The organism is Sorangium sp. So ce887 (assembly GCF_051521455.1).
In the GTDB taxonomy this organism is placed as follows: Bacteria; Myxococcota_A; Polyangia; order Polyangiales; family Polyangiaceae; genus Sorangium.
The window spans coordinates 12642450-12667779 of record NZ_CP150354.1 but is presented as its reverse complement, the minus strand read 5'-3'; the positions used below and the strand labels follow the sequence as shown (position 1 = coordinate 12667779).

The 25330-nt window shown below is 73.1% G+C and carries 16 protein-coding genes; 12 read left to right on the top strand and 4 right to left on the bottom strand.

Features of this window, described 5'->3' with window-relative positions; all coding sequences use genetic code 11:
- The first annotated feature begins 6 nt into the window (after positions 1–6).
- On the top strand, positions 7–996 hold the full coding sequence (atpG, locus tag WMF36_RS47455) for an ATP synthase F1 subunit gamma (protein WP_437577486.1): 990 nt from the start codon (positions 7–9) through the stop codon (positions 994–996).
- Between the two features lie 219 nt (positions 997–1215).
- Positions 1216–1821 (top strand): L-threonylcarbamoyladenylate synthase, encoded by a 606-nt coding sequence (locus WMF36_RS47450; RefSeq protein WP_437577485.1) that lies wholly within the window; start codon positions 1216–1218, stop codon positions 1819–1821.
- Between the two features lie 695 nt (positions 1822–2516).
- Here the strand turns inward: WMF36_RS47450 and WMF36_RS47445 are convergent.
- Both WMF36_RS47445 and WMF36_RS47440 read right to left on the bottom strand, forming a co-directional pair.
- On the bottom strand, positions 2517–3452 hold the full coding sequence (locus WMF36_RS47445) for a DNA-methyltransferase (RefSeq protein WP_437577484.1): 936 nt from the start codon (positions 3450–3452) through the stop codon (positions 2517–2519).
- Complete coding sequence (locus WMF36_RS47440; protein WP_437577483.1) at positions 3449–4441, bottom strand: penicillin-insensitive murein endopeptidase; 993 nt, start codon at positions 4439–4441, stop codon at positions 3449–3451. Before WMF36_RS47440 ends, WMF36_RS47445 begins: the two co-directional genes overlap by 4 nt.
- 280 nt (positions 4442–4721) lie before the next feature.
- Between WMF36_RS47440 and WMF36_RS47435 the strand changes: the two genes are divergently transcribed.
- On the top strand, positions 4722–6317 hold the full coding sequence (locus WMF36_RS47435; RefSeq protein ID WP_437577482.1) for a hypothetical protein: 1596 nt from the start codon (positions 4722–4724) through the stop codon (positions 6315–6317).
- 195 nt (positions 6318–6512) lie between these two features.
- Here WMF36_RS47435 and WMF36_RS47430 read toward each other — a convergent pair whose 3' ends face one another.
- Positions 6513–7457, bottom strand: coding sequence for a hypothetical protein (locus WMF36_RS47430; RefSeq protein WP_437577481.1), 945 nt, complete (start codon positions 7455–7457; stop codon positions 6513–6515).
- Between WMF36_RS47430 and WMF36_RS47425 the strand changes: the two genes are divergently transcribed.
- The 7 genes from WMF36_RS47425 (at position 7390) to WMF36_RS47395 (ending at position 22176) form a co-directional block, all read left to right on the top strand.
- Positions 7390–12918: a tetratricopeptide repeat protein gene (locus tag WMF36_RS47425; protein WP_437577480.1), complete on the top strand. Its 5529-nt coding sequence runs from the start codon at positions 7390–7392 to the stop codon at positions 12916–12918. The two genes, WMF36_RS47430 and WMF36_RS47425, sit on opposite strands and share 68 nt — an antisense overlap.
- A 165-nt stretch (positions 12919–13083) precedes the next feature.
- Positions 13084–14628: a protein kinase domain-containing protein gene (locus WMF36_RS47420; protein WP_437577479.1), complete on the top strand. Its 1545-nt coding sequence runs from the start codon at positions 13084–13086 to the stop codon at positions 14626–14628.
- Between the two features lie 156 nt (positions 14629–14784).
- Positions 14785–17178, top strand: a complete 2394-nt coding sequence (locus WMF36_RS47415) for a hypothetical protein (RefSeq protein WP_437577478.1) — start codon at positions 14785–14787, stop codon at positions 17176–17178.
- A gap of 98 nt (positions 17179–17276) precedes the next feature.
- Positions 17277–19361, top strand: a complete 2085-nt coding sequence (locus tag WMF36_RS47410; RefSeq protein WP_437577477.1) for a serine/threonine-protein kinase — start codon at positions 17277–17279, stop codon at positions 19359–19361.
- Positions 19362–19460: 99 nt separating this feature from the next.
- The gene (locus WMF36_RS47405) at positions 19461–20570 is read left to right on the top strand and encodes a serine/threonine-protein kinase (protein ID WP_437577476.1); all 1110 of its coding nucleotides are present in this window, start codon (positions 19461–19463) and stop codon (positions 20568–20570) included.
- Positions 20571–20578: 8 nt separating this feature from the next.
- Positions 20579–21196, top strand: a complete 618-nt coding sequence (locus WMF36_RS47400) for a hypothetical protein (RefSeq protein WP_437577475.1) — start codon at positions 20579–20581, stop codon at positions 21194–21196.
- 8 nt (positions 21197–21204) lie between these two features.
- Entirely contained in the window at positions 21205–22176 is a 972-nt protein-coding gene (locus tag WMF36_RS47395) for an MBL fold metallo-hydrolase (protein ID WP_437577474.1), read from the top strand.
- On the opposite strand, the gene mobA is transcribed toward WMF36_RS47395, so the two are convergent.
- The gene (mobA, locus tag WMF36_RS47390; RefSeq protein WP_437577473.1) at positions 22155–22829 is read right to left on the bottom strand and encodes a molybdenum cofactor guanylyltransferase; all 675 of its coding nucleotides are present in this window, start codon (positions 22827–22829) and stop codon (positions 22155–22157) included. The genes WMF36_RS47395 and mobA overlap by 22 nt on opposite strands.
- 204 nt (positions 22830–23033) lie before the next feature.
- On the opposite strand from mobA, the gene WMF36_RS47385 reads away from it, so the two are divergent.
- Both WMF36_RS47385 and WMF36_RS47380 read left to right on the top strand, forming a co-directional pair.
- On the top strand, positions 23034–24014 hold the full coding sequence (locus WMF36_RS47385; RefSeq protein ID WP_437577472.1) for a deoxyhypusine synthase family protein: 981 nt from the start codon (positions 23034–23036) through the stop codon (positions 24012–24014).
- Positions 24015–24158: 144 nt separating this feature from the next.
- Entirely contained in the window at positions 24159–25202 is a 1044-nt protein-coding gene (locus tag WMF36_RS47380; protein WP_437577471.1) for an NAD-dependent epimerase/dehydratase family protein, read from the top strand.
- Positions 25203–25330: the final 128 nt, after the last annotated feature.

Sequence of the window (25330 nt, the reverse complement as noted above, 5' to 3'; positions counted from 1 at the left end):
GCAACCGTGCCCAGCCTCAAGTCCATTCGCAAGCGGATCTCGAGCGTCAAGTCGACGCAGAAGATCACCCGCGCCATGAAGATGGTCGCGGGCGCCAAGCTCAACAAGGCGCAGCTGCGCATCACCGAGCTCCGGCCCTACGCCGTGAAGGTGCAGGAGGTGCTCTGGGAGATCACGCGCGACGCCGTCACGGCTGCCGCGGCGGATGCGGCGGCGGGGACCGGGGCGGAGGGCGAGGCGAGCGCGCTCGCGGGGAGCGACGGGGCGCCGCATCCGCTGCTCGTGGCCCGCCCGGAGCGGCGCGTGCTGCTCCTCGTGCTCACGAGCGACCGCGGCCTCTGCGGCGCCTTCAACACGAACATCAACAAGCGCGCCGAGCGCGAGTGGAAGAGCCGGACCGAGGCCGGTCAGGAGGTCCAGCTCGCGATCATCGGCCGCAAGGGGCGGGACTACTTCAACCGCCGCAGCGCGCCCATTCTCGAGTACCTGCCCGGCGTCTGGGACAAGCTCAACCTGGAGACGGCCCAGGCCGTCGGCGCGAAGCTCCTCGCCCCGTTCAACAAGAACGAGATCGACGCGATCTACCTCGTCTACAACGAGTTCAAGAGCGCCATCACGCAGACCGTCGTCGTCGAACGGCTCCTGCCCGCCGGCGGGCCGGCGCAGGAGCAGGAGCAGGAAAAGAAGCAGGAGCAGGGAGGCGAGGGCGGCCACGCCTCGCCCTCCGGCACGACGTCGGAGTTCCTCTACGAGCCGGACAAGGGCGCGCTCCTGGAGCGGCTCGTCCCGATGTACCTGGACATCTCGATCCTGCGCGCGCTCTACGAGTCGATGGCCAGCGAGCTCGGCGCCAAGCTCACGGCGATGGATGCCGCGAACAAGAACGCCAAGGAGATGATCGACAGCCTGACGCTCGAGTACAACAAGGCGCGGCAGGCGGCGATCACCAAGGAGCTCATGGAGATCATCGGCGGCAGCGAGGCGCTCAAGGAGTAGCGCCGCACGTCGGCGGCCCTGTCAGGGCCCCTGACGGCCTCCTCGCGCGCGGCGCCTTGCCAGCGGCCCAGCGACCAGCGCGCAACCGGTTCGTCTCTCGGGGTCTCGCCCCCACCCCCTTTTCACCCCAGCTCCCGCTCCTCGGCTATCCAGCGCCGGCCGCTCCTCGCGCGGCCAGCACTGGCCGAGCCGGTCCGGCGGCCCCATGGTGTCGGTCCCGTGCTTCAGCCCATCAACGCCGATCATCCGGAACCGCGCAAGATCGCGCGAGCGATCGACCTCATCCAGAAGGGGGAGGTCATCGGTTACCCGACCGACACCGTCTACGGGTTCGGGTGCGACCTGATGAACAAGCAGGCGATCGAGCGGGTCTACCAGATCAAGGGGATGCGCCAGAACAAGAACCTGGCGTTCATCTGCCCCGATCTGAGCGACATCGCGCGCTACGCGATCGTCGAGAACCAGGCGTACCGCATCCTCAAGCGCTTCCTGCCCGGGCCGTACACGTTCATCCTCCCCGCCACGCGCGAGGTGCCGAAGTACGTGCACCTCAAGCAGAAGACGGTCGGCATCCGGGTGCCGAACCACCCGGTGGCGCTCGCGCTCGTCCGCGCGCTCGGGCGGCCGCTCATCAGCACCACCGCCGCGCCCCCGGGCGAGGATCCGATCATCGATCCCGGCGAGATCGACGACCGGTTCCCGGGGCTCGCGCTCGTCCTCGACGCGGGGACCGGCGGGCTGGTGCCGACGACCGTGATCGACCTGAGCCAGGGCGACGTGCAGGTCGTCCGCCAGGGCGCGGGGCCGATCGACGATCTCGTCTGACAAGGGGCCGCGCCCGGAGGAGATCCGGCCCGCGCGGCGCTCAAGGGGTCGCTGCGACGACTCCGGCGGGATGGGGGTCGCGGGTTCAGCGCCACGTTGCGCGCGTCGAGGCAGGAGGCACCGGTCGTTGCAACGGTGGATGCAAGCGTTGAAACGGCCTTCTCGAACGCCGAGGAGGCCATTTCAAGCGTTGAAGTCGATGGCTCGTCGCCACAGTGAGCCACATCAAGTGTTGAAATGGACGTCTGGATGCCAGAGTGAGCCATCTCAAGCGGCGGAATGCGTCACTCGGTAGCCGAGTGGGCCATTTCAAGCGTTGAAACCGGTGTCTGCGCGTCCCGGGACGGCTTTTCAAGGGGGATGACGCCGCGGCGACGCGCGGTTCGGGTCGCCTCACGCCATTCGGCCGCTAGAGCACCAATCATGTTGAAACCGGGAGAAATTTCACAGGGAGGCGGGGAGGAAGAAAAAAAAGAATCTCTCCCTCGCCGTCTCTCCCTCCCCGCCTCCCCGCCTCCCTGTGAAATTTCTGCTTTTTTTCGGGATTTCAACCCGTTTGTCGCTCTAGTACTACAGCCGCACGTCGGTGAGCACCGAACGAGCTGGGCTCCATCCGTGTGCGGAGGAGCCAAGCGTCACGATCGTCCGCCCGCTCATCGAAATCCGCGGAGATTCCGCGACGTGCGGCTGTAGTACTAGGGCACGGCGCCGTCGCCCGGCGCCGCCGGGACCTCGTGCACCGCATACGCGACCCCCTCCCGGTCGAGCCGCTCCCGCGCCGTCGCGAAGGCGAGCGGGCTCCGGTCGCCGCCCACGAAGCGGCGGCCGAGCCGCGCCGCGGCGATGAGCGTGGTGCCGCTGCCGCACATGAGATCCGCGACGGTCGCGCCGGGCGCGGACGACGCGCGGACGATGCGCTCCAATAGCCGCACCGGCTTCTGCGTGGGGTAGCCGGTGGCCTCGCGGCGCAGCGGGGTGTTGGCGACCATCCCGGGGATGTCGGTCCACACGCTCCCGAGCCGGCGGCCCTCGTCGGCGTAGTACCGGTACGCCTTGCCGCCGAGGACCCGCTCGCGATAGAGGCGGCCGTCGTCGTCGCGGTGCTTGAAATGCATCGCGAGGCTCGTCTCGGCGAAGGGCTCGCGGAGCATCGGATCCGCGGCGTTGTAGACGACCTGGCCGCGCTCGCTCGCGGCGCGGGCATAGAGGAGGATCGTCTGGTGCGTGACGGAGAACCCGCGCGCGCCGCGGCCGCCGTTGCCCGGAGCCCAGATGATCTCGCCGAGGAACGCGCCGCGGCCGAAGAGGCGATCGCACGCGACCTTCGCGTCGTGCACCGCGCGGTGATCGAGGTGCAGGTACAGCGTCGCGCCCGCGGCCATGCGATCGCGGATGGCCTCGAGGCGCGGGGCGAGCATCGCGACGAGGGCGTCGGCGCTCGCGCGATCGTCGTACGCGTCGGGGCCGCTCTCCGGCCTGCGCCGCCCGCGCGCCTGGCCGCGCGCCGCCCGCGCGGTCATCGTCGTCCCGACGCCGAAGGGAGGATCGAGGTAGACGAGATCGAACCGCACCTCGGAGGGGAGCGCGGCGCAGACGTCGGCGGCGTCGCCAAGCGCGAAGAGGTGGCTCACAGCGCGCTGTCGGGAGCCGCCACGCGGGAGCCCGCAGCGGCGCCTCCGGGCAGGAGGTCGTCGAGGAGCGCGGCGGCGAGGTCGTCGTCCGACGGCGCGACGAGCTGCGGGACCGCGGGGAGCCACGGCCAGTAAGGGCCGCCGCCGAGGCAGCCGGACAGGAAATCGTCCGGTGCGCACGCGACGCGGAGGTGGATGTGATCGGCGTGCGCCGTGCTGTCGCCCGGCTGGAGCAGCACGCTCTCGGCGTACCAGATGAGCTCCGGGTCCTCGCCGAGCGCGCGGGCGTACTCGATGATCAGCGCCTCGATCCAGCGGGCCAGGAAGAGCCACTGGACGTGCGCGTCGGGCGAGCGGACGAGCGACTTCACGAGCAGCCACTCCCGCTCGACGTCGAGACGGACGTACCCGTCTGCGCCGGACGACGCGGGAGCCGCGGCGCCGTCGCCGAGCCGCGCGAGCCCGTCCGGCCCGAACTCGACGAAGCCGGGCGAGCGCACCGGGCGGCCGTCCGGGGTGAGCGCGTACAGCAGGAGATCCGCGTCGCGCCCGGTGCGGTGGGACCGGTGCCCCCGGGTGGCGCCGCCGTGGCGCGCGGAGAGATCGCCGACGAAGAGCGGCTCGCCGCCAGGCCGCGCGCGCGCCACCTCCGCGGCGGCGCGCTGGACGGCGGCGACAAGCCCCGTCGTCCCCCACCGGACGCCGTTGCTGCGGAGCAGGCGGTAGCCCTCGCCCTGCCTCGGCAGCTCGACGGCATCGGTGATGACGCCGTGGTGCGGGACGCCGATCGAGCCGCGGAGCGCAGGGGCGAGCGGCGTGGGCGACGCGCCGACGCAGGCCGCGCAGCAGAGCGCGACGAGCCCGAGGAGGAAGGTGGTGAAAGGAGCACGGCTGGGCATGACGAAGATCGGACGCGCCTTCGGCCCCCGCCGCGCCGGATGGTGGTCGAATTTGAACATGAAGGCGGGAAGGCGGGAAGAAAAGCTCAAGGATCCTCCCGCCTTCCCGTCCTCATGTGAACTCTCTCTGGGCAAATGCGACCACCACCCCGGCCCGCGCTGGAGGCCCGCGGCGACGCCCCGGCGTCGCTCTCGCCGGCGATACCCTCGCCGGCGCCGGAGGGAAAGTTCTCGTGGATGCGGCCCCGCCCGCCGCGCCCGCGCGCTCCGGATCGACAGCGGAAGCCGGGCCGGACCGGCGCGCTCCGGTGTCGAGCAGGCGCGCCACCCCCTGCCCGCACGCCGCGATCAGCGCTAACACCCACCGCCCATGGAGCCCAACCACCGCGCCCCCCCGGGGAACACGAGCGCGGATCGCCGCCCGCCCACGTCGGATCGACGCCCGCCCACGCCGACGGCGGATCGACGCCCGAAGGCGGAGGAGGAGCCCGAGGGCGTCGCCTGGAAGGGGGCCCTCGCCATCGCGCTCGCCGTCGGAGGCCTCGTGGTGTGGCGCGCCTGCTCGACACCGGATCGCGCCGCGAGCGACGCCGCCGCGAGCGACGCCGCCGCGGCGCCGAGCGCGATCCCCGGGGCGAGCGATCCGGCCGATCCCGCCGCGAGCGCGGCGAAGGCGCCGCGCTGCGCGGCCGCGAGCGCGGCGCCGTTCGTCATCGGCGACGCGCCGCCGCCCGCGCGCGGGCCCGACGGCGCGGGGGGCGGCGAGGTGGACAGCGCCGAGGACCTCGCGCCGTTCGCCGTCGAGGTCGGCCGCGGAGCGGCGTTCGCCGGCGGGTTCGCCGTGGGCGCCCAGCGGGAGGCGGAGGGCGGGACCGTCGCGATGGTGGCCACGCTCTCGGCCGACGGCGCGCAGGGAAAGCTCATCCGGCTCGCGCGATCGCGGGGCGACATGGATCCTCCGGTCGTCGCCGGCGCAGGCGGCGCGATCCTCGCCGCGATGCTCGAGCCGAACGCCGGCGGGCGCGCCATCAAGGTCGCCAGGGTCGAAGGGGAGCACGTCACCTGGGGGGCCGAGCTCGCCGAGGGGCGGGACGAGTCGCTCGCGCTCGACATCGCCGCGTCCGGCGAGCGCGCGGTCATCGTCTGGGACGACGTGACCCGCGACGGCAAGCGGTCGCGGATCATGCTCGCGTCCGCCGACGTGGGCACGCTGCGCTCCGTCACCTCGGCCCGCCCCGTCTCCCAGCCGAGCACCGACGCGGAGCTGCCGCGCGTGATCGGCCGGCCGGGCGGCTACTGGCTCGCGTACATCGCGCGCGCCGAGGAGCCGGCGCGAAAGGCAGCGACCGAGCCGAGCGACGGCAACGAGGACACCGCCGCGGCAGGCGAGACGATCACCCACCAGTGGCTCGAGGTGGTCCCGCTCGACGAGACCGGCGCGCTCACCTCCACGCCGCGCGCGGTCACGCCCAGGGACGGGCACGTGCTCGCCTACGACCTGACGCTCAGCGACGACGACGGCCTCCTCCTGGCCTTCCGCGACGACGACACCCCGAGCGGCTCGATCGGAGGACGCATCAGCGCCGTGCTTGTGCGGCTCGGCGGCGCGAGCGAGCCGCGCGTGCTCGTCGGCGGCGCGGGCGAGCAGGACGCCCCGCCCGAGGCGGCGCTGGGCGTGGGCGCCGGGGTCCCGGCGCTCCTCCCCAGCGCTCGAGGGGCAGGCCCCGGCGGCGGGCGCGAGGGCGCCGCGGCATGGCTCGCGATCGCGAACGCTTCCGGGCCGACGCAGCTCGCGGCGCTCACCGCGAGGGGCGAGCTCGCAGACGGGCTGCACGCAGAGCCGGCGCTCGGGCGCGGCGAGCCCATCGCGGCCTCCGCAGAGGCGCTGCTCGTGGCGCACCCGGCCGGAAAGGCGATGAAGCTCGGCGTGCTGCGCTGCACGATGACAGCGCCACCCAACAAGTAGACCCGCACCGGATCGGCAAGCGCGGCGTCGCTCGCGCGGGCACCTGGACTGTGGATTGAGAGCGCGCGGATGTGTAGCATCCGCTGCGGTGGCCCACGGTGATGATCCGCAAGACGGAGCGTCGCGCCGGCCTGGTTTCCCTAGCTTGCCCGGAACGCCGGACGAAGCTGGCTGGGAAGCCAACGCCGGCAACGCTCAAATGACGCGCGCAAGCGCGCAACCGCATCCGGGCGCGAAGACGCTGCTCGTCGGCACAGGCACGCCGAAGCTCGGCGCGCTGCCGAACGCGAACGCGCCGCCGGAAGGCGAACCGCCGCCGGCCGCGCACGCGCCGGCGACCGCGACGCCGCTGCCGAACGCGCCGGCGACCGCGACCCCGCTGCCGAACGCGGCGGCGACCGCGACGCCGCTGCCGAGCGCGACGGCGGCGACCGCGACCCCGCTGCCGAATGCGACGGCGACCGCGACGCCGCTGCCGAGCGCGACGGCGGCGACCGCGACCCCGCTGCCGAATGCGACGGCGACCGCGACCCCGCTGCCGAATGCGACGGCGACCGCGACCCCGCTGCCGTCGCCGAGCGCGCCGGAGGACGCGAGCCCGCTGCCGCCACCGAACCCGCCGGCAGGTGCGAGCGCGCTGCCGCCACCGAACCCGCCGCCGCCGCCGAGCGCGCCGCCGCCGGGGCCGAACCGGACGCCTGTCCCGAGTGTGGCGCCGGCAGGACCGAGCAGGCCGCCGCCGCTGATCCGCCGCAAGGACGGCAGCGTCGCCAGCGGCTCGATGCCGCCGCCGCTGGCGCCGCCGTCGAGGCCCCCGCCGCCGCTGCCGAGCGGCGCGCCCAGGGCGCAAGCGTCGGGGCCCGGCTCCAGCCGGGCCGACACTCCGACGTCCGTGTCCCGCGAAGAGCTGCCGCCGCCGGCCCGCTCGCCTCGAGGCCCGGCCCAGCGCCCGCCGCCAAACCCGAATCGCGCCGCAACGCACCCCGGGGGCAAGCCGGCGCCGAGCTCCCAGCCGGGCGTACCCACCCAGGCATCGCCGGCGACCGTCGCCTTCGACCCGACCACGACGCCGATGCCCATCTCGGTCGACCCGACCGCGACGCCGCTGCCCATCTCGGTCGACCCGAGCTCGTCGCCCACGCCCATCTCGGTCGAGTCGATCGAGCCGATCGCGGCGCCCGCGCCGATCGCGGCGCCCGCGCCGCCCGCCGCGCCCGCGCCGCCCGCCGCGCCCGCGCCGCCCGCCACGCTCACGCCCGCCGTCCCGCCCGTCCAGCCGTCTCCGGCGACGGCGCGCTCGGTTGCGAGCGCGCCGCTCCCCGCGAACCCGCGCTCGGCCGCGAGCGCGCCGCTCCCCGCGAACCCGCGCTCGGCCGCGAGCGCGCCCGAGCCGCCCCCGCAGAGCCCGCACATCGCGACGCCGGACCTCGTCACGGAGCTCCAGCAGCGCGCCGAGCGGCGCAAGAGCAGCGATCCGGTCGGCGCGGCGCGCGCCCTCGTGGAGCTCGGCATCCATGAAGAGCGCGTGCTCAGAGACCCCACCGCCGCGCGTCGGTCCTACGAGCAGGCGCGGCAGCTGTCCCGCAAGCTCGAGCCCGCGCTCTCGCGGGTCCATCGCCTGCTCGACGCGCGCACCGAGCTCGCCGTCGCGCTCGAGGTCGTCGAGGACAAGCTCCGCGTCGCCGAGACCGACGCCCTCCGGGCCGACCTCCTCGCCGAGCGGGCGCGCCTGCTCCAGGCGCTCGGACGGACACCGGAGAGCTGCGACGCCTTCACCGAGGCGCTGCGGCTCGTCCCGCTCCACGCCGCGTCGCTGCGCGGGCTGGAGATCGCCCTCCGTCGCGAGAGCGCGCGCGGCACCGAGCAGGCCGCAAAGGACCTCGCGGTGCACCTCGATCGCCTCGCCGACGCCTACGCCCCCGGGCGCGGACGGTCGGACGGCGACAGCCAGCTCACCGCCTGGGTCCACGTCGAGCGCGCCGCCGTGCTCGATCGGAAGCTCCACAAGCCGGAGCTCGCCCTCGCGTCCCTCGAGGGCGCGATCGCGTTCGATCCAGGGCCCGGCCCCGTGCGGGAGGCGCTCCGCCGTCACCTCGTGCACCACGACGGCATCGTCGGCCTCGTCGGCGCGCTCTCCCTGGAGGCCGAGCACGAGCGCGACGACGAGCGCGCGTCACGGCTGCTCTACACGGCGGCGCGGCTGCTCATCGACAAGATCCGCTCCCCGGCCGACGCGGTGCCCCTGCTGACGCGCGCCTCCGCGCGCGCCCCGGCCGGCTCGCCGACGGCGCGGCGCGTGGTCGGCGAGCTGATCCGCCTGCTCGAGGCGAGCGGCGCGCTCGAGCTCGCCGCCAGCGTGCGCCAGAAGGAGCTCGCGCTGCTCACGGACAACGAGGCGATCGTCCACGAGCACGTCCGCCTCGCGGAGCTCTACGACACCCTCGGCGACGCGGAGCAGGCCGCGCTCCACGCGACGCGCGCGCTCGAGCTCGATCCCGAGGACAGCTCGACGCGGGAGCGGCTCGACCGCGCCCTCCAGCGCCTCGGCCACCACGCCGAGCGCGTGGAGGTGTGGACCGCCGTCGCCAACGCGGACCGGCCCACGCACGTCCGCGTCGCGGCGCTCCTGCGCGCCGCCGACATCTCCGAGCACAACCTGAAGCGGCGCGACGAGGCGCTCGCCATCCTGCGCGCCGCGTGGGCGATCGACCCGGGCAACAGCTCCGTCTTCGACGCGCTCTCGGCCCTGCTCGCGCCGGCCCCCCTGGCCGTCGAGGAGGATCCGCGCGGCGTGCAGGCGCGGCTCGACCTCTACACGCAGGCCGCCGGCGCGACGGAGGACCCCGCGCGCAAGATCGGGCTGCTCGAGAAGCTCGTCTCCATCTGGGAGGACGAGCTCGCCCAGCCCGCCCGCGCCGTGGAGGAGATCGAGAAGATCCTCGAGATCGACCCGGAGCGGCGCGCCGCGATCCTCGCGCTGCAGCGCAACGCCGCGCGGGCAGGCGACGCGCAGCGGCTCGCGCGCGCGCTCTGCGCCGAGGCCGACCTCACGGAGAGCCCGGGCCAGCAGCGCAGGCTCCTCCTGCGCGCCGCCGACGTGACCGAGCTCCGGCTCGGCGATCGGGACCGGGCATCGGCCCTCGTCGACCGCGCGCTCGCGATCGATCCGTCGGATCCCGACGCCCTTCGCGCGCGCGTCCGCCTCGACGAGCGCGCCGGCCGGTACGAGGAGGCGCGCCGCGCGCTGCTCAAGCTCATCCAGCGCGATCCCGCGACCGACGCGGCGTTCAGCCTGTGGCTCGAGGTGGCGTCGCTCGACGAGCGGCGCCTCAAGCGGCCGCACAGCGCCGTCGAGTCGTACCGGGAGGCGGCGCGGAAGCGGCCCTCCCACCCGCTGCCCCGGATCGAGATCGCGCGGCTGCTCCGCGAGACAGGCAACTACGAGAAGCTCGTCGAGGTGCTGAGCTCGCTCGCCGACGAGACGCAGCGGCCCGACGACCACGCCCGGCTGCTCTTCCAGGCGGCCGAGGTGCAGGAGCTCGCGCTCGGCCGCGATCAGGACGCGCTGCGCCTCCTCGCCCGCGCCGACGCCGCGCTCGCCAGCAGCCAGCCCGACCCGGCGATCCTCGACGCCATGGAGCGCATCTACGTCCGCGCCGGCGGCGCCGGCTTCGGCGTGGGCCTCGGCGCGCCCGCGGCGCAGCGGCCGGCGTTCGGCGCGCGCGCGGCGTCCAGCCTGCCGGGGATGTCCCACTCCATGATCGCGAGCGAGCTCGCGGGGCTCTACGCGCGCTGGCTCGAGCGCAAGCCGCCGGCGCTCGTCGATCACGCGCTCCGGATCTCCCTCGCGCTGGTCCTCGCCGAGAACAGCCCGCGCCAGGCCGTCGAGATCCTGGAGGGGCTCGTCGCCGTCGTGCCGAACCACGTCCCCGCGCTCCGCATGCTGGAGCAGCTCTACCGGCTCCTCGAGGCGCCGACGTCGCTCGCGACGGTCCTCCGCGCCGAGGCCGACGTGTTCACCTCCACGATCGCGCGCGGCGGCGCGCTCTGGGAGCTCGCGTCGCTCGAGGAGCAGCTCGGGCCGGGCGCCGCGCTCGAGGCGCTCGCGCGCATCGTCAAGGAGGCGCCGCGGGACGCGGCCGCGCACCTGGCGATCCTCCGCATCGCCGGCAAGGACGGCCCCTCCGATCCAGCCGGAGCGCGGGTGCAGTTCCTCTTCGCCAGCGCCATCCGCGACAGCCGGGAGCTGACGAACGATCCCATCGCGCGCGCCCTCTACAGCATCGAGGAGGCGCTCGTCGCGGAGGCGCAGGCCGACGCGGACCCCGCCGCCGCCCACGCCGCCCTCGCCGGCTTCCGCAGCGCCCTCTCGCTGTGGCCGGAGAGCCTCCTCGCGGCCCGCGGGCTCGACCGGCTCGCGCAGCGCCTCGGCGACCGCGCGGGCGTGGTCACCGCCCAGCTCGCGCTCGCCGACCTCGTCCTCGGGGAGCCCGCGCGCGCGATGCACCTCGTGCGCGCGGCGGAGCTCACCGCCGACGACGCGTCCCCCGAGGGCGCGGCGCGCGCGCTCGAGCTGTACGAGAGCGCGCTGCGCGCGGATCCGGGCTGCGTCGCCGCGGCGCGCGCGCTCGCCCAGCGGCTCGCGGGCGACCCCCACCGGCTCGCCGACCGCCTCGGCGAGGCGCTCGGCAAGGCCGCGAGCCGCGAGGCGATCTCGCTGCTCGGCAACGAGATCGCCCGGTCGGTGCTGCAGCACCACGGCCGCCCGGGCGCGATCGACCCCGGCGTGGGCATCGCGGCCGTCCGGCGCGTCATCGCGACGATCCCGAACGACGCGGCGGCGCTGCTCCTCCTCGCCCGGCTGCTCACCGCGCAGCGCGTCTGGCTGGAGGCCCGCGACGCCCTGAAGCGCGCCGTGGCCGCGGCGACCGACGCCGAGACAAAGATCGCGGCGCAGTTCCTGATCGCCGATCTGTACGAGGGGCCGCTCGCGAACCCGGCGCTCGCCCAGGACGCGCTCCAGGCGGTCCTGTCGCTCGACGCGCAGAACCGGCCCGCGCTGGAGCGGCTGCACAAGCTCGGCGTCACGCGCGGCGACCACGCGCTCGCGCTGCGCGCGCTCGGGCGCCTCGTCGAGCTCTCGCCCGACGCGGGCGCGCGCGTCGAGGCCGACCTCCGCCTCGCCGACGCCCACCGCGACGCCGGCGACACGGCGGGGATGGTCCGCACGCTCTGCGACGCGATCGTGAGCGCGCCGAGCGGCGACACGCGCGGGTGGACGGCGCTCGCCCGCCTCTACCGCGTCGAGACGAGCGAGGGGGCGGCGGCTTACGCCAAGGCGCTCGCGCAGCTGCTCGAGCTCGCCGGGACCCGCCGCGTCCCGCTCGATCCGCGCTGGCTGACGACGCTCGGCCTGCTCGAGTCGACCCTGCTCGTCCGGCCGCGCGACGGGCTCGCGCGCCTCCAGCAGGCCGTCGCCCTCCCGGGCGCCCCGCCGGAGTCGCGCACCGCCCTCGGCCGCGGCCTCGAGGCCGCGGGGCGCAACGCGGAGGCGGTCCAGGTGCTGCGGGACGTCCTCACGGCCGACCCGGAGGTCATCACGCGGCTGCCGGACATGGGCCCCGCGCTCGCCGCGCTCGAGGCGGCGCTCGCCAAGGACGGGCGCGCCGAGGAGCGGGTCACGGTGGAGGAGGTCCGCGCCTGCCTCGGCGAGGTGACGCCCGATCGCATGATCCGGCTCAGGGGCCGGCGCGTCCCGTCGGAGGCGCCGTACGCCGGGGCCTTCGCCGGCCCCGAGATCGGCCGGCTGCTCCTCCCGGAGGCCCGGAGCTCGTGGATCGACGTGGCGCTCGCGATCGCGCCGATCGCCGCCAAGGCGATCCGCTTCGAGCTGAGCAACCTCGGCATCAGCTCGCGCGAGCGGATCGGCCCGCGCGACAACCACCCGACGCGGCAGCTCGCCGAGCGGGTCGGCCGGGCGCTCGGCATCGAGGCGTTCGAGCTCTACCTCGTCCCCTCGTGGCAGGGCGCCGCCCGCGTCTTCCCGGGCGATCCCCCTGCCCTCGTCGCGCCGACCTCGTTCACCGAGCTCCCGGAGCTCGAGCAGACCTTCGCGCTCGCGCGCCTCTTCGCGCGCGTCGCGGTCGGCTTCACGTTCCTCGACGAGATCCCGGCCGAGGCCACCGACGGCCTGCTGCTCGCGGCGATCCGCACGATCGATCCAGGCTTCGGCTCGGGCGCCGTCTCGCCCGCGCGCGAGCACGCCACCCAGCAGATGCTCCCCGGCGTGCAGCGGGCGATCGGCCGCCGGCAGCGCAAGATGCTCGAGGAGGTCGCGTCGACCGTCGCCGTGTCCTACGACGCGCGCGCGTTCGTCATCGGCCTGCGCCGGAGCGAGTACCGCATCGGCTATCTGCTCTGCGGCGACGCGCTCGCCGCGATCGACTACCTCCGCCGGTACGATCGCGACATCGCCCGCTCGACCGAGGAGCCGCGCCTGCTCCTGCAGCACCCGGTGTCGAACGAGCTCCTGCGCTACGCGCTCTCGGCCGACGCCTACGCCGAGCGCCGCCGCGCAGGCTCGGTGTGGCCAGCCGTGTAGACGTACTCACCAGCTCATCTGCAACGACAGCAGCGCACACACACATCGCGCCTCCCGGGCTCGGCGCGCTGCGTCTCTCGCATATTTGTCCGACCTGAGCGGCGTTATGGCGTCTCAGGCGCGTGGCGCCGGCCGCGCGGACGGCGCGTGGTATCCTGTCTACGCGTGACCAATCACCTGGTCCCGGGCGCCCTGGTGGCGAGTCGCTACCGGGTCGATCGCCAGCTGGCCGAGGGAGGCATGGGGGTCATCTGGGCCGCCACCCACCTCGCGAGCGGCGAGCGTGTGGCGTTGAAGCTGTTGCGCCCCGGCGCGACGGAGGACGCCTCGATCCGCCGGCGCCTCCTCCGGGAAGCGCGCGCGGCGGCCGCGGTCGATCACCCGAACGTGCCGTCCATCCACGACGTGCTGGAGCTCGACGACGGGACCCCGTTCCTGGTCATGGATCTGCTCGAGGGGGAGTCGCTCCGCGACAAGCTCGTGCGAGAGGCGCAGGTCCCCCTCCCCGAGCTGTCGCGCATCCTGCTGCCGGTCATCTCGGCGGTCGGCACCGCGCACGCCCTGGGCATCGTCCACCGCGACCTCAAGCCCGACAACATCTTCCTGCTCGCGCCCGACGTGGCCGCGTCGCAGGGCGCGCCCGGGCCCGACCCCCGCGCCGCCGAGGAGGACTGCAGCGCCGCGCCGGTGCCCTGCGTCCTCGACGCGGAGAGCCGCAGCGCCGCGCCGGTGCCCTGCGTCCCGGACGACCGGCATGACGACGCGAGCGCCCGGATCAGGGTGCTCGATTTCGGCATCGCCAAGCTCACCGCAGCGCACGGCGAGACCGGCTGGACCTCGGGGCGCACAAGCACCGGCGAGATGCTCGGGACCCCGTATTACATGTCGCCCGAGCAGATCCTCGGCGAGCACGACGTCGATCACCGCGCCGACATCTGGTCGCTCGGCGTCATCCTCTACGAGTGCCTCACCTCGGTCCGGCCCACCGAGGCCGAGAACATGGGCAAGGTGCTGAAGCGGATCCTCACCGGGACCATCCGGCCGATCGGGGAGATCGCGCCGGGGCTGCCCGCCGACGTCGCGGCGATGATCGATCGCATGCTCAGCCCGGACCGCGCGCAGCGCCCCGCGGATCTCCGCGAGGTCGGCGCGCTCCTCGCGCGCTACGCGGCCGCCGCGCTCCGCCCGTTCGGGCCCCCCGCGGCGCCGCGGGAGCCGGAGGGCGACGCGCACGCGATCGAGGCCCGCATCAGCGGACCTGTCTCGGCCGGCGCCGCCGATCTGGACGGGGAGGCCTCGACCGCGACGCTGCGCGCGGGCAGCCTCCTGCCAGCGCCGCCGTCGAGCTCTCCGCTGTCCGCGCGCCGCGCCGGCGCGGTCGCCCTCGAGGCGCCGCGAGGCGACGCGGCGCTCTTCGATCGCCGGCCGCCGGCGGCGTCCGGCGATGCCGCCGCGCTCGTGGACGAGGGAGCGGCCGCCTCGCCGGCGAGGGAGCGCGGGGCGAAGAGCGCAGGGCTCAAGCTCCTCGCCGCCGGCGTGCTCCTCGCCGCCGGAGCAGGCCTGTCGCTGCTTCGCTGTTCGACCTCCAGGTCCCAGGAGGCGCCGCGCCTCTTCCTCTTCGCGCCGGCGGCCAACGCGCCGAGCGACACCGACGCGCCGCCGAGCAACGAGGTGCGCAAGCCAACTCCGGATCAACCGGAGATGCCTTAAGGGAAAACCCCGAAGCCCCGAAGCCCCGAAGATCGAGCATAAGGCTCTCCCTGACCGCTGTCGTGACGGGTTGAGACGGCGTTCGGGCAGAGTCGGATTCCTGTTGCGCCAGCTCCTGGACAGGGTGACGTTCTCTCACCTGCTTAGGAGAGAGGCATGCCTACCGAAGTCATCGTCCGGATCCGTTCCCCCCACGGGATCGTCGACCTGCCTGGCACGGTGGATGCCGTAGGGCCGGCCGCGTCGTCCGCTTTCGAAGAGCGCAAGTCCACGCCGGGCATTCACCTGCTCGCAGCGGCGGTGAGCGACAGCGACTATGCCATCTCGCTGCAGGCGCCGGTGCCCGCCGAGAGCCTCGCGGCGCTCCGGGAGCGCGAGGGCAAGGCGGTGCTCATCGCGTTTGCCAGGCGCTCGCCGGTGCGCCGGCGGCTGCAGGCCGTGGCCGTCTCCACCGTCGAGATCGTCCCGGATCCGGGCGTGGCGTCGCAGGCGGCCCCGCTCGATCTGACCGCCGGGCGCGAGGGCGCCGCGCCGCTCTGGCTCCTGCCCGTCGGGGTGTTCAGCGCGAGCCCGACCCACGGCCCCGACGGGCCCGCCGCCCGGGACGCCCTCGTCACCGCCGCGCGGTGGATCTCCTCGAGGCGGACGAGCACCTTCACGCAGCTCTTCCCGCCGAGCGCGTTCCATCCGGAGGAGCCGGTGCGCAAGGAGCGGCTCTCGGCGGGCCGGGGCATGGCGCTCCTGGATCAGGCGCGCGCGGCGCTCGAGCTCGCGGTCGTGGGCGGCGAGGAGGCGAAGCGCGATCCGGTCGGGGCCGCGACCCTCCGCTCGGCGGCGGTGACCGTCCTGTCGCACCTCATCGCGACGTCGCTGGACGACCGCGGCTTCGCGTCGGTCGCCGAGCGCGCCGCCGAGCTGATCCTGGCGCTCATCGACGAGGAGGCGGGCGACGAGGCGGCCCGGCCGGCGCTGCGCGCCCACGCGATCCACCTGCTCCAGCTGCGCGCCCCGGCGCTCACGGCGGCCCAGCAGGAGCGCGCGCGGGGGCTCGTCCGCGGGCTGCTCCGCGAGGCGCCGCCCTACGACGAGCTCACGGGCCCGTGGAGCTTCGCCGTGTGCAGCGCCTCGGAGTTCCACGAGGGCGAGTGCCGCATCCTCGTGTCGACCTACGGCTTCAAGCCGATCGCGCTCCCGCCCGAGGCGCCCCCGTCGCCGAGCGGCTCGAACCCTTACCGCGCCTTCGAGGCCCCCTTCAAGACGCCCGCCGGCGAGCCCATCCGCGTCTTTGCCCGCACGGCCACGCCGCGCGACGAGAACCTCGAGATGGGGATGACGTTCTTCCTCGGATTGCTCATCAACCGGCACGCCCAGCTCGGCGCCTTCGACCTCCGCGCGGCCGCGGTGAAGGTGCGGCAGGAGGGCTACAAGCTGATGATGAACTCGCAATGCGCGGGGCTCACCACGCGCTTTGCCATCTCCCAGATGTTCCCCGACGCAGACATCTACTCTTCGTGGGACTCGACGTATTTCCGGGTCGGGTCGGACGGCGTGGTCAGCTCCTCCGAGGGGATCGATTGCTTCGTCGCCGCGCTGCGCGGGATGAGCGAGCGCGCGCCGCACACCGAGCTGGACGCCCGCATCCGCAAGGCGCAATGGCGCCACCCCCAGGCGCAGGCCCCCGGGTTCTCGCAGTTCGTCGGGCCCTCGCACCCGCTCGTCGTCGCCCGCTACTCCGACGTGAACCGCGACGGGCGCGCCGATTACTACGACGGCTTCCTCGACTTCCAGCTCACGGAGATCGCCGAGGACATCGAGGGCTCGATGACGCCGCGCGACCCGGGGGTGAGCGCGTCGCAGATCAGCGGCGACGCCGCGGCGGGGCTCAACTGGGCGGCGGGCAGCCTCAATCGCGTCGCGCAGTACTCGGATATCTGGGCCGGGCTCGCGGGCCAGAGCGAGCTCTACTATGTCTTCCAGTCGGGGGGCTTCTACAGCCACCGCGAGCCGCCGCACGACGTGCCCACCGGCAAGGCCGCGCAGCAGGACCTCGGGCGGCTCCCGGCCGTCACCCGCTATCAGGAGGCCCAGGGCGCGCTCGGCGGCCTCTCGGTCGAGGTCATGTTCCACAGCCACCTGAGCCACGCGGCCCAGGAGCTGAAGCGCCTGCTGTGCGCGGCCGACGCCATGCGCCGCGCCTTCGATCTCGGCCATCTCTCCGGCGGAGAGGCGCTGTCGACGCCGCGGGGCCAGCGCTGCGCCATGCTCCTCACGATGGCCGGTCTCCTGGAGTTCCCCGCGGATCAGAACTTCATCGACGGCCTGTGGTCGATGGCGCTCAAGGCGCTGCGGCTCCCGCAGGTCTCGCGCAGCGCGGTGCGCGCCTGCATCACCGACGAGGATCACGAGATGTCGAACTACTACGGATCGCGGCGCGGGCTGGGCCAGCTCCTGACAGCCCTCGAGAAGAGCGATCCGGTCAGCTTCGAGCAGCTCGGCACCGACGACCCGCTCGTGGGCCGGCTCACCGAGCTCGACCCCGGCGGCGCCTGACGAAGGCGCGTCCGTTGACACGATTGCCCCGATTCACCTGATTGACACGAGCGCGCGATGCTTGAGGCCGCCTGGCCATCGTCGTACACTCGACGGAAATGAGGTTGTCGCAGGCCATCGCTCGGCTCGGGCTGAAGCCAGGGGACGATCCGGGGCTGCGCCAGCACAAACGGATTCTCACGCTCACGGCCGTGCTCAAGGCGGGCGCGTGTCCCGTCTGGGTGATCGCCTATGCGGCGAGCGGGGATGTTCGCTCGGCGGCGATTCCGCTCGGCTACGTGATTTGCACTGTCCTGAGCCTCGTCCACTTCGGCCGGACCAAGGCGTTCTCCGGGTTCCGCTTCCGCCAGGCGCTGCTCATCTTCGCGCTGCCGTTCCTCATGCACGCGAGCCGTGGAGGGTTCGTCGCCTCGAGCGGCGTCGTCCTGTGGGCGCTCCTCGCGCCGCTGACCTTCTTGCTGTTTCACGGGTCGCGGGCGTCCATCCCCTGGTTCACCGCCTACGCGCTCCTCGTGGTGATCGCCGGCGCCGTCGATCCCCTGCTCTCGGCGCACGCGCCGGCGACGCCCCCGGCCCTCATCGCCTGCTTCTTCGCGATGAACATCCTCACGGTGTCGGCCATCGCCTACGCCGCGGTGCAGTACTTCGCGCGCCAGCTCGCGGAGGAGCAGGAGAAGCTCGCGGAGCTCGCCGCCTCCTCGGCGCAGGCGCTCGACGACGTGGCGACGTGGTCGTCCGCCGCGGCGACGCAGGTCGCCGAGGCCATCGGGGCGCTCGAGGTCGCGGTGTGGAAGGCCGAGGAGCAGCGGATGGTCAGCCTCACCGAGACGACCACCGAGGCCCCGTCGACCGAGTCGGTCCGCAGCGCCGCGCTCGCCAGGCAGTCGTTCCTGCGGTCGTCGGATGTCGTGGTCCCCGTCGTCGGCCTGTCGGGCGACATCCACGGCGCCCTGGTCGTCGTCGGGAGCCGCCTTGTGTGGAGCGACACGACGAAGCGGCTCGTCGACTCGTTCGCTCACCACCTCGGCAGCGCGCTCGAGCTGTCGCGCCTGCGCAAGGAGCTCGCCGGCGCGGCGGAGCGCCGGAGAGCGACGCTCGAGGACATGGTGGGCCGCGGGATCGACGTCCTGCACATGTGCCCGCGCTGCCACCGCTGCTACGACCAGAACACGCCGCAGTGCAGCGACGACGGCGCCCCGCTGACCATGCCGCGGCCGTTCCCTTACCGCATCGCGGGGCGATATCGCCTGACCCGGGTCGTCGCGGAGGGCGGTATGGGCCGGGTGTTCCAGGCCCAGGACGAGCGGCTCGGGCGCAAGGTCGCCGTCAAGGCCATCCGGACAGAGCTCTTCCACAACGACGATGTGCGCGCGCGCTTCGAGCGCGAGGCGCGCCTCGTCGCGCGCATCCAGCACCCGTCGGTCGTCGAGGTGTACGACTCGGGCGAGATCGAGGACGGCTCGCTCTATATCGTGATGGAGTGGCTGGACGGCTGCAATCTGGCGCACGCCATGCAGCACAACGGGCCCGGGACGCCGCCCCAGGTCGCGCTGCTGCTGCGCGAGGGCGCGTCGGCGCTCGGGGCCGCGCACGCGGCGGGGCTCGTGCATCGCGACGTGAAGCCGGAGAACATCCACCTGGTCCCGTCGACGTCCCCGGGCGGTTTCCGCGTCAAAATCCTCGATTTCGGCATCGCCAAGGAGATGTCGGCCGACGCCGGCGTGACGTCCGTGGGCCTGTTCCTGGGGACGCCGCTGTACATGGCCCCCGAGCAGGCGAGCGGCAAGCCGGTGGACGCGCGCTGCGATATCTACTCCTTCGCGGCGGTCGCCTATCAGGCGCTCACCGGGCGGCGCGTCGTGACCGGAGACGAGCACTCCACCCTCCTGTCGAGCCTCTCGCGCGCTGTCCCGCCGCCTGTCTCGTCGCTCCTCCCGGGGACGCCGCCGGCGGTCGACGGCGCGTTCACCACGGCGCTCGCCCTGTCGCCCGACGAGCGACCGGGCGACATCGAGGCGTGGGCGAGCTCGTTCGCCGACCAGCTCGACGGGCTGCCCCGGCGGTGCCGGGGCTGGCGCGTCTCGGGCGCCACGCACAATCTGGACGACTTCAGCCTCGTCGAGACGGTCCGGATCAACGAGCCCGCGGCGAAGCTCGCGTCGGAGACGCCGCGCGCGTCGTGAGCGCGCGGTGACGTGCTGTAACCCCCGTTGCCCCGCGGCGCGGGAGGTGGGGCCTTGCAAAGAGGGCGGTGGAGGGGCTATGCCCGGAACGGGACCTCCATGCTGTGCCCTCGTTGCCACCGGCGGTACGCGGAAGACCACCGCTTCTGCCCGCACGACGGGGAGAAGCTGGTCCAGAGCCTCGACATCCGGCGGATCCGGTCGAGGCCCACCGAGCAAGTGGGCACCGTCGTCGCCGGGCGGTACCGGGTGCGGGGCCTGATCGGCAGCGGCGCCATGGCGCAGGTGTTCCTGGCGGAGGACACGCAGAGCGGCGCGCCCGTCGCGCTGAAGCTGCTGGAGCCGAGGCTTCGCCGCGTGCCCAAGCTGAAGGCGCGGTTCCTCCTCGAGGCCAAGGCCGCGGCCACGGTCGAGCACCCGAACATCGTCGCGGTCCTCGACGTCGGTCTTCATGAAGAGTCGCCGTACCTCGTGATGGAGTTCCTCTTCGGAGAGTCGCTGAGCTCGCTGCTCGTGCGCGAGAGGCGGCTGTCGCCGGAGGCCGGCGTCCCCATCCTCCTGCAGGCCGCCGCCGGGCTCGGCGCGGCCCACCGCGCGGGGATCGTCCACCGCGACGTGAAGCCTGCCAACGTGTTCCTCGTGGGCGAGAAGGGGGACGCCTGGACGGCCAAGGTCGTCGACTTCGGGTTTGCCAAGCTGTACGAGCACTCGGGGCTCACCCAGGCCGGGGTGACGGTCGGCACCCTGGAGTACATGGCGCCGGAACAGACCATCAGCGATCCGCCCGACGCGCGCACGGACGTCTACGGCTTCGGCATGCTCATGTACCGGATGTCCTCCGGCCGGCTCCCCTTCAGCGTCACGCGGAGCTCGTCCCCGGCGCTGGCGCCGGCGCCGGCCATGGAAGATGCCATGGTGCTGGCCCATCAGCTCACGACGCCGCCCCCGCCGCCCAACCTGGGTGGGGGCCCGGTGGCGAGCGCGCTCGAGGCGGTGATCATGAAATGCCTGCGCAAGCGGCCGGAGAACCGGTATCCCTCGATGGAGGCGCTCTGCGAGGATCTCGGCCGGCTCGGCCGGCCGGGCGCGCTGGCGGCGAACGCGCCGATCGCCTCGCCCGACGTGTACGCCCCGCAGACGCCCTATGGAGAGCACGCGGCGCGGTTCCTGTACAAGCAGCTCGGCAGGGTGTTCGGCGCAGCGCCGTAAGCCGCGACATGCCCCGAGCGCGCCGCATCGCCCGACGCCGCGCCCCCGCGCTGGCCGCCTGCGCCGCCGTCCTCGGCTGGCCGCTCGCACGCGCGGACGCGGCGCCTGAAGGGCCGCGTCAGGCCGCCGCGACCGCCGCCGCCACCGAGCCCGGCATCCGCCTCACGCTGCCCTGGCTCCTCGTCCAGCTCGCGCCGAGCCCCGCGCTGTGGATCGGACCGGGCGAGGCGCACCTCGGGATCCGCTGGCAGGTGACGCCGCTGCTCTACTCGTTCGGGATCAACCGCAAGCTCTCGCCGTGGCGCGCGTTCGTCGTGGAGCCGCTCACGCGCCACGCCGGCTCGATCGAGCTCTTCGGCTCTCCCGAGTACATCGCCCGTCCGGGCGCGCTCGGCGAGCGCTGGATGCTCCGGGGCGGTGTCCGCGCCTATTTTCCGCTCCTCCACCGGGGAGACTACATGTCCTGCTCGCTCGGCGGCTCGGCGGTCTACGCGCGCGAGGGGCTGGGCGCCTCGTACGAGGCGGGGGTCTATACCCTCTTCGGCGCCCTGGGCGTCCAGGTGACCCATACGCCGACAGCCGCCTTGCGATCGACCACGTTCACGCTCAGCATTCGATATTTCTGACGCCGCGCATGGCCCCGCGCCCCTCCTCGCCGCCTGCTCGACTGCTCGCCGCGGCGCTCCTCGCGCTCGCGGGCCTGTCGTGCAGCGTGCCCGCGCGCATCCTCGAGGGCAACGTGGCGAGGCTGTTCGCGAGCCCGCGGGCCGTGCCGGGCAAGGTGCGCGCGCCTTACCGGCCCGAGGCGCGGCTCGCGGTCCTCTGGGTCGGGCACGCGACCGTGCTCGTGCAGATCGACGACAAGCTCATCCTGACGGACCCCGTCTTCACAGACACCGTGGGGCTCATCGTGAAGCGGCTCGTCGAGCCGGGGCTCGATCCGGAGGACCTGCCGCCCATCGACGCCGTCCTCATCTCGCACATGCACTTCGACCACCTCTCGCTCGGCTCGCTGTCCCTGATCGAGCCGAAGGTCCGGACGCTGCTCGTGCCCCGGGGCGGGCTCGTCTACGTGCCCAATTACCGCTTCGATTCGGTCGAGGTCCCGACCTGGACGACGTGGCGGCAAGGCGATCTGAAGATCACGGCGGTTCCGGTGCGGCACTCCGGTTATCGCTACGGGCTGGACCGGGACTGGATGACGGAGAGCTTCACGGGCTATGTCGTCGAGTACCACGGGATCACGGTCTACTTCGGCGGCGATACCGCCTATGATCGCGATCTCTTCGTGAAGACGCGCGCGCGATTCCCCGCGATCGATCTGGCCCTCATGCCGATCGCGCCGGTCGGGCCGCGCGAGTTCATGGAGACCAAGCATGTCGATCCGGCGGAGGCGGTCCAGGCCTACCTCGATCTCGGGGCGCGGCGGATGATGGCCATCCATTTCGACACCTTCATCAACAGCACCGACACGCTCGGCGAGGCGCCGCGCGAGCTCCGGCGCGTCATGGCGGCGCGCGGGCTCGGGCCGGATCAGGTGGTCCTGCCCAGGCACGGTGAGCAGCGGATCCTGATCGCGAGGGATCAGCCCGGCGGCGCGCCGTAGAGCTCGCGCAGCGCCGCCGCGTACTCCTCGGGCGTGTTGACGTTGCGCAGCGATCGCAGGTCCGGATCGGCGGCGCGGAGCTCCGGATCCTCGAGCAGCAGCTCCGGCCCCGCGACCCGCGTGCGCGCCCGCTCGAACAGGGTGGTCAGCCGCAGCTGGCCCTCGGCGAGCAGGGCCGCCGCCTCGCCGCGCACCGAGCAGGCGTACACCGCGCAGAGCGGGTGATGGCGGCCGTCCGCCCGCGGCACGGCGATGGCAGGGCCGCCTGCCTGGAGCTCCGCGAGGCGCCGCACGAGCGCGGGGTGCAGGAAGGGGGCGTCGGTCGAGGTGACGACCGCCCGCTCGGCCAGCGGCGCGACCGCCTCGAGCCCGACCGCGATGCCCTGCATCGGCCCGCGGCCCTCCACCGGATCGCGCACGAGCAGCACCCCGTCCGGCAGCGGCGGCAGCGCCTGCCCCGGCGCCGCGACCACCGCGATCGGCCAGGCCGCCTCGCCGAGGCGCCGCACGACCCGCTGGAGGAGCGCCTCGCCCCCGAACGGCAGCCACGCCTTGGGGCGCCCCATCCGGCGGCTCTGCCCGCCGCACAGCACCACGCCCGCGAGCCCGGCGACGCGGCCCGCTCGCTCGCCATCCTCCGCGGGCGCTGTCACGGTCTGCTCCTGTGTCATGGAACCCGGCCCGGAGCATGGCCCCGCGCCCCAGCGCCGGCCACTGCCGCCGGCTCGCCCGGCCCGTCATCGCCACCGGATGTCCTGTGTCACGACACAGACAGGTCGTGCCACAGATCGAGGTGCGTGCTATGGGGCACCTCGCCTTTTCAGGCGATCCCTCCGAACCTACAGAGTAATGAAGCCATGAGCCAGACCAGGGGCCCCGTATCCGAGTTCATTCGACACCACTATCGGCACTTCAACGCCGCCGCGCTGGTCGATGCCGCAGCCGGATACGAGCGCCACCTCGCGGACGGGGGCAAGATGCTCGTGTCGCTCGCAGGCGCGATGAGCACCGCCGAGCTGGGGGTCTCCCTCGCCGAGATGATCCGCAAGGGGAAGGTGGACATCATCTCGTGCACCGGCGCCAACCTCGAGGAGGACATCATGAACCTCGTGGCGCACAAGCATTACAAGCGAATCCCCGGCTGGCGCGACCTCACGCCGGCGCAGGAGTGGGAGCTCCTCGAGAGCGGGCTCAACCGCGTCACGGACACCTGCATCCCCGAGGAGGAGGCTTTCCGGAAGATCCAGCACAGGGTGGTCGAGCTCTGGAAGGACGCCGACGCCCGGGGCGAGCGCTGCTTTCCCCACGAGTTCATGTACAAGCTGCTCCAGAGCGGCGTGATGGCGGGCGACTACGAGATCGATCCCAAGGACTCCTGGATGATCGCGGCCGCCGAGCGTAACCTCCCGATCGTGGTGCCCGGCTGGGAGGACTCGACGATGGGCAACATCTTCGCCAGCTACGTCGTGAAGGGAGAGCTCAAGGCGACGACGATGAAGAGCGGCATCGAGTACATGACCTCGCTCGCCGCCTGGTACCGCGCGAGCTCCGGCGGCAAGGGCGTCGGCTTCTTCCAGATCGGCGGCGGCATCGCGGGCGACTTCCCCATCTGCGTCGTGCCCATGATGTACCAGGATCTCGGCTGGAAAGACGTCCCCTTCTGGTCCTATTTCTGCCAGATCAGCGACTCGACGACGTCCTACGGCTCGTACAGCGGCGCCGTTCCCAACGAGAAGATCACCTGGGGAAAGCTCGGCATCGACACCCCCAAGCACATCATCGAGAGCGACGCCACCATCGTGGCGCCGCTCATCTTCGCCTACGTGCTCGGGTTGTAGCGCGACGCAGACCCATGCACACGGCGAGCTCGGCGCCGGCGATCACGGCGCCGGCGCCGCGCGCTCGTCAACGATCATGATCCGGAGCGCCGGACGCGCCGGAGCCTCGTGAAACACACGCATTGAAGGGAGTTACAGTCCTCGATGGCACAGCAGAAGGTCTTCATCACGGGCGGTTCGGGCTTCTTGGGGATCAACCTCGTACGCTACCTGCTCGATCGCGGGTACGGGGTCGTGTCGTTCGACGTCCTCCCCTTCGACTATCCGGAGAAGGACCGGGTGGTCGCCGCGCTGGGGGATATCCGCGACGGTCGAGCGGTGGAAGCGGCGATGACGGGCGCCGACCTCGTCGTCCATACGGCCGCGGCCCTGCCGCTCTACACGCCCGACGAGATCTACACGACGGACGTGGAGGGGACCCGGACGGTCATGGATACGGCCCTCCGGCTCGGCGTGAAGCGGGCGGTCCATATCTCCTCGACGGCGGTCTATGGCATCCCCGATCATCACCCCCTCGTGGAGACCGATCGCCTCGTGGGCGTGGGGCCGTACGGGCAGGCGAAGATCCAGGCGGAGATGGTGTGCCTCGAGGCGCGCGCCCGGGGGCTCGTGACCTCCATCCTTCGACCGAAGTCGTTCATCGGGCCAGAGCGGCTCGGCGTCTTTGCGCTGCTCTACGACTGGGCGCTCGACGGGCACAACTTCCCGATGATCGGCGACGGCAACAACCGCTATCAGCTCCTCGACGTCGAGGATCTCTGCGAGGCGATCTACCGTTGCCTGACGCTCGACGCGTCCGCGGTGAACGACACGTTCAACATCGGCGCGAAGGAGTTCACCACGATGAAGGAGGACTACCAGGCCGTGCTCGATCGGGCAGGCTTCGGGAAGCGGATCATCCCGCTGCCCGCCGCGCCCGCGATCCTGTCCCTCCGGGCGCTGGAGGCGCTCAAGGTGTCGCCGCTGTACAAGTGGGTTTACGAGACCGCCTCGAAGGATTCGTTCGTGTCGATCGACAAGGCGGAGGAGAAGCTCGGCTTCACGCCGAAGTACTCCAACAAGGACGCGTTGCTCCGGAACCTCGACTGGTACAGCAGCCACCGTGACAGCTTCGCGTCCCAGTCGGGGATCACGCACCGCGTCCCCTGGAAGCAGGGCGCGCTCGGGCTCGCGAAGAAGCTCTTCTAGCGCCTCGGGCAGCTCTCCCGGCCGCGCCGCGCCCCGCGCGCGGCCGCGTCGCCTCGGTCCTCCTGGCGCTCAAGGCATTCACGTCGAGCGACAGGCGGCGCTCGGGTGCGGCGGTCAACACCGCTGGA

Bases quoted from the DNA above. Each gene is read 5' to 3' on its own strand.
- WMF36_RS47435 (WP_437577482.1), top strand. From the start codon at position 4,722: ATGGAGCCCAACCACCGCGCCCCCCCGGGGAACACGAGCGCGGATCGC.
- WMF36_RS47425 (WP_437577480.1), top strand. From the start codon at position 7,390: ATGCCCATCTCGGTCGACCCGACCGCGACGCCGCTGCCCATCTCGGTC.
- WMF36_RS47415 (WP_437577478.1), top strand. From the start codon at position 14,785: ATGCCTACCGAAGTCATCGTCCGGATCCGTTCCCCCCACGGGATCGTC.
- WMF36_RS47410 (WP_437577477.1), top strand. From the start codon at position 17,277: ATGAGGTTGTCGCAGGCCATCGCTCGGCTCGGGCTGAAGCCAGGGGAC.
- WMF36_RS47405 (WP_437577476.1), top strand. From the start codon at position 19,461: ATGCTGTGCCCTCGTTGCCACCGGCGGTACGCGGAAGACCACCGCTTC.
- WMF36_RS47400 (WP_437577475.1), top strand. From the start codon at position 20,579: ATGCCCCGAGCGCGCCGCATCGCCCGACGCCGCGCCCCCGCGCTGGCC.
- WMF36_RS47395 (WP_437577474.1), top strand. From the start codon at position 21,205: ATGGCCCCGCGCCCCTCCTCGCCGCCTGCTCGACTGCTCGCCGCGGCG.
- WMF36_RS47385 (WP_437577472.1), top strand. From the start codon at position 23,034: ATGAGCCAGACCAGGGGCCCCGTATCCGAGTTCATTCGACACCACTAT.
- WMF36_RS47380 (WP_437577471.1), top strand. From the start codon at position 24,159: ATGGCACAGCAGAAGGTCTTCATCACGGGCGGTTCGGGCTTCTTGGGG.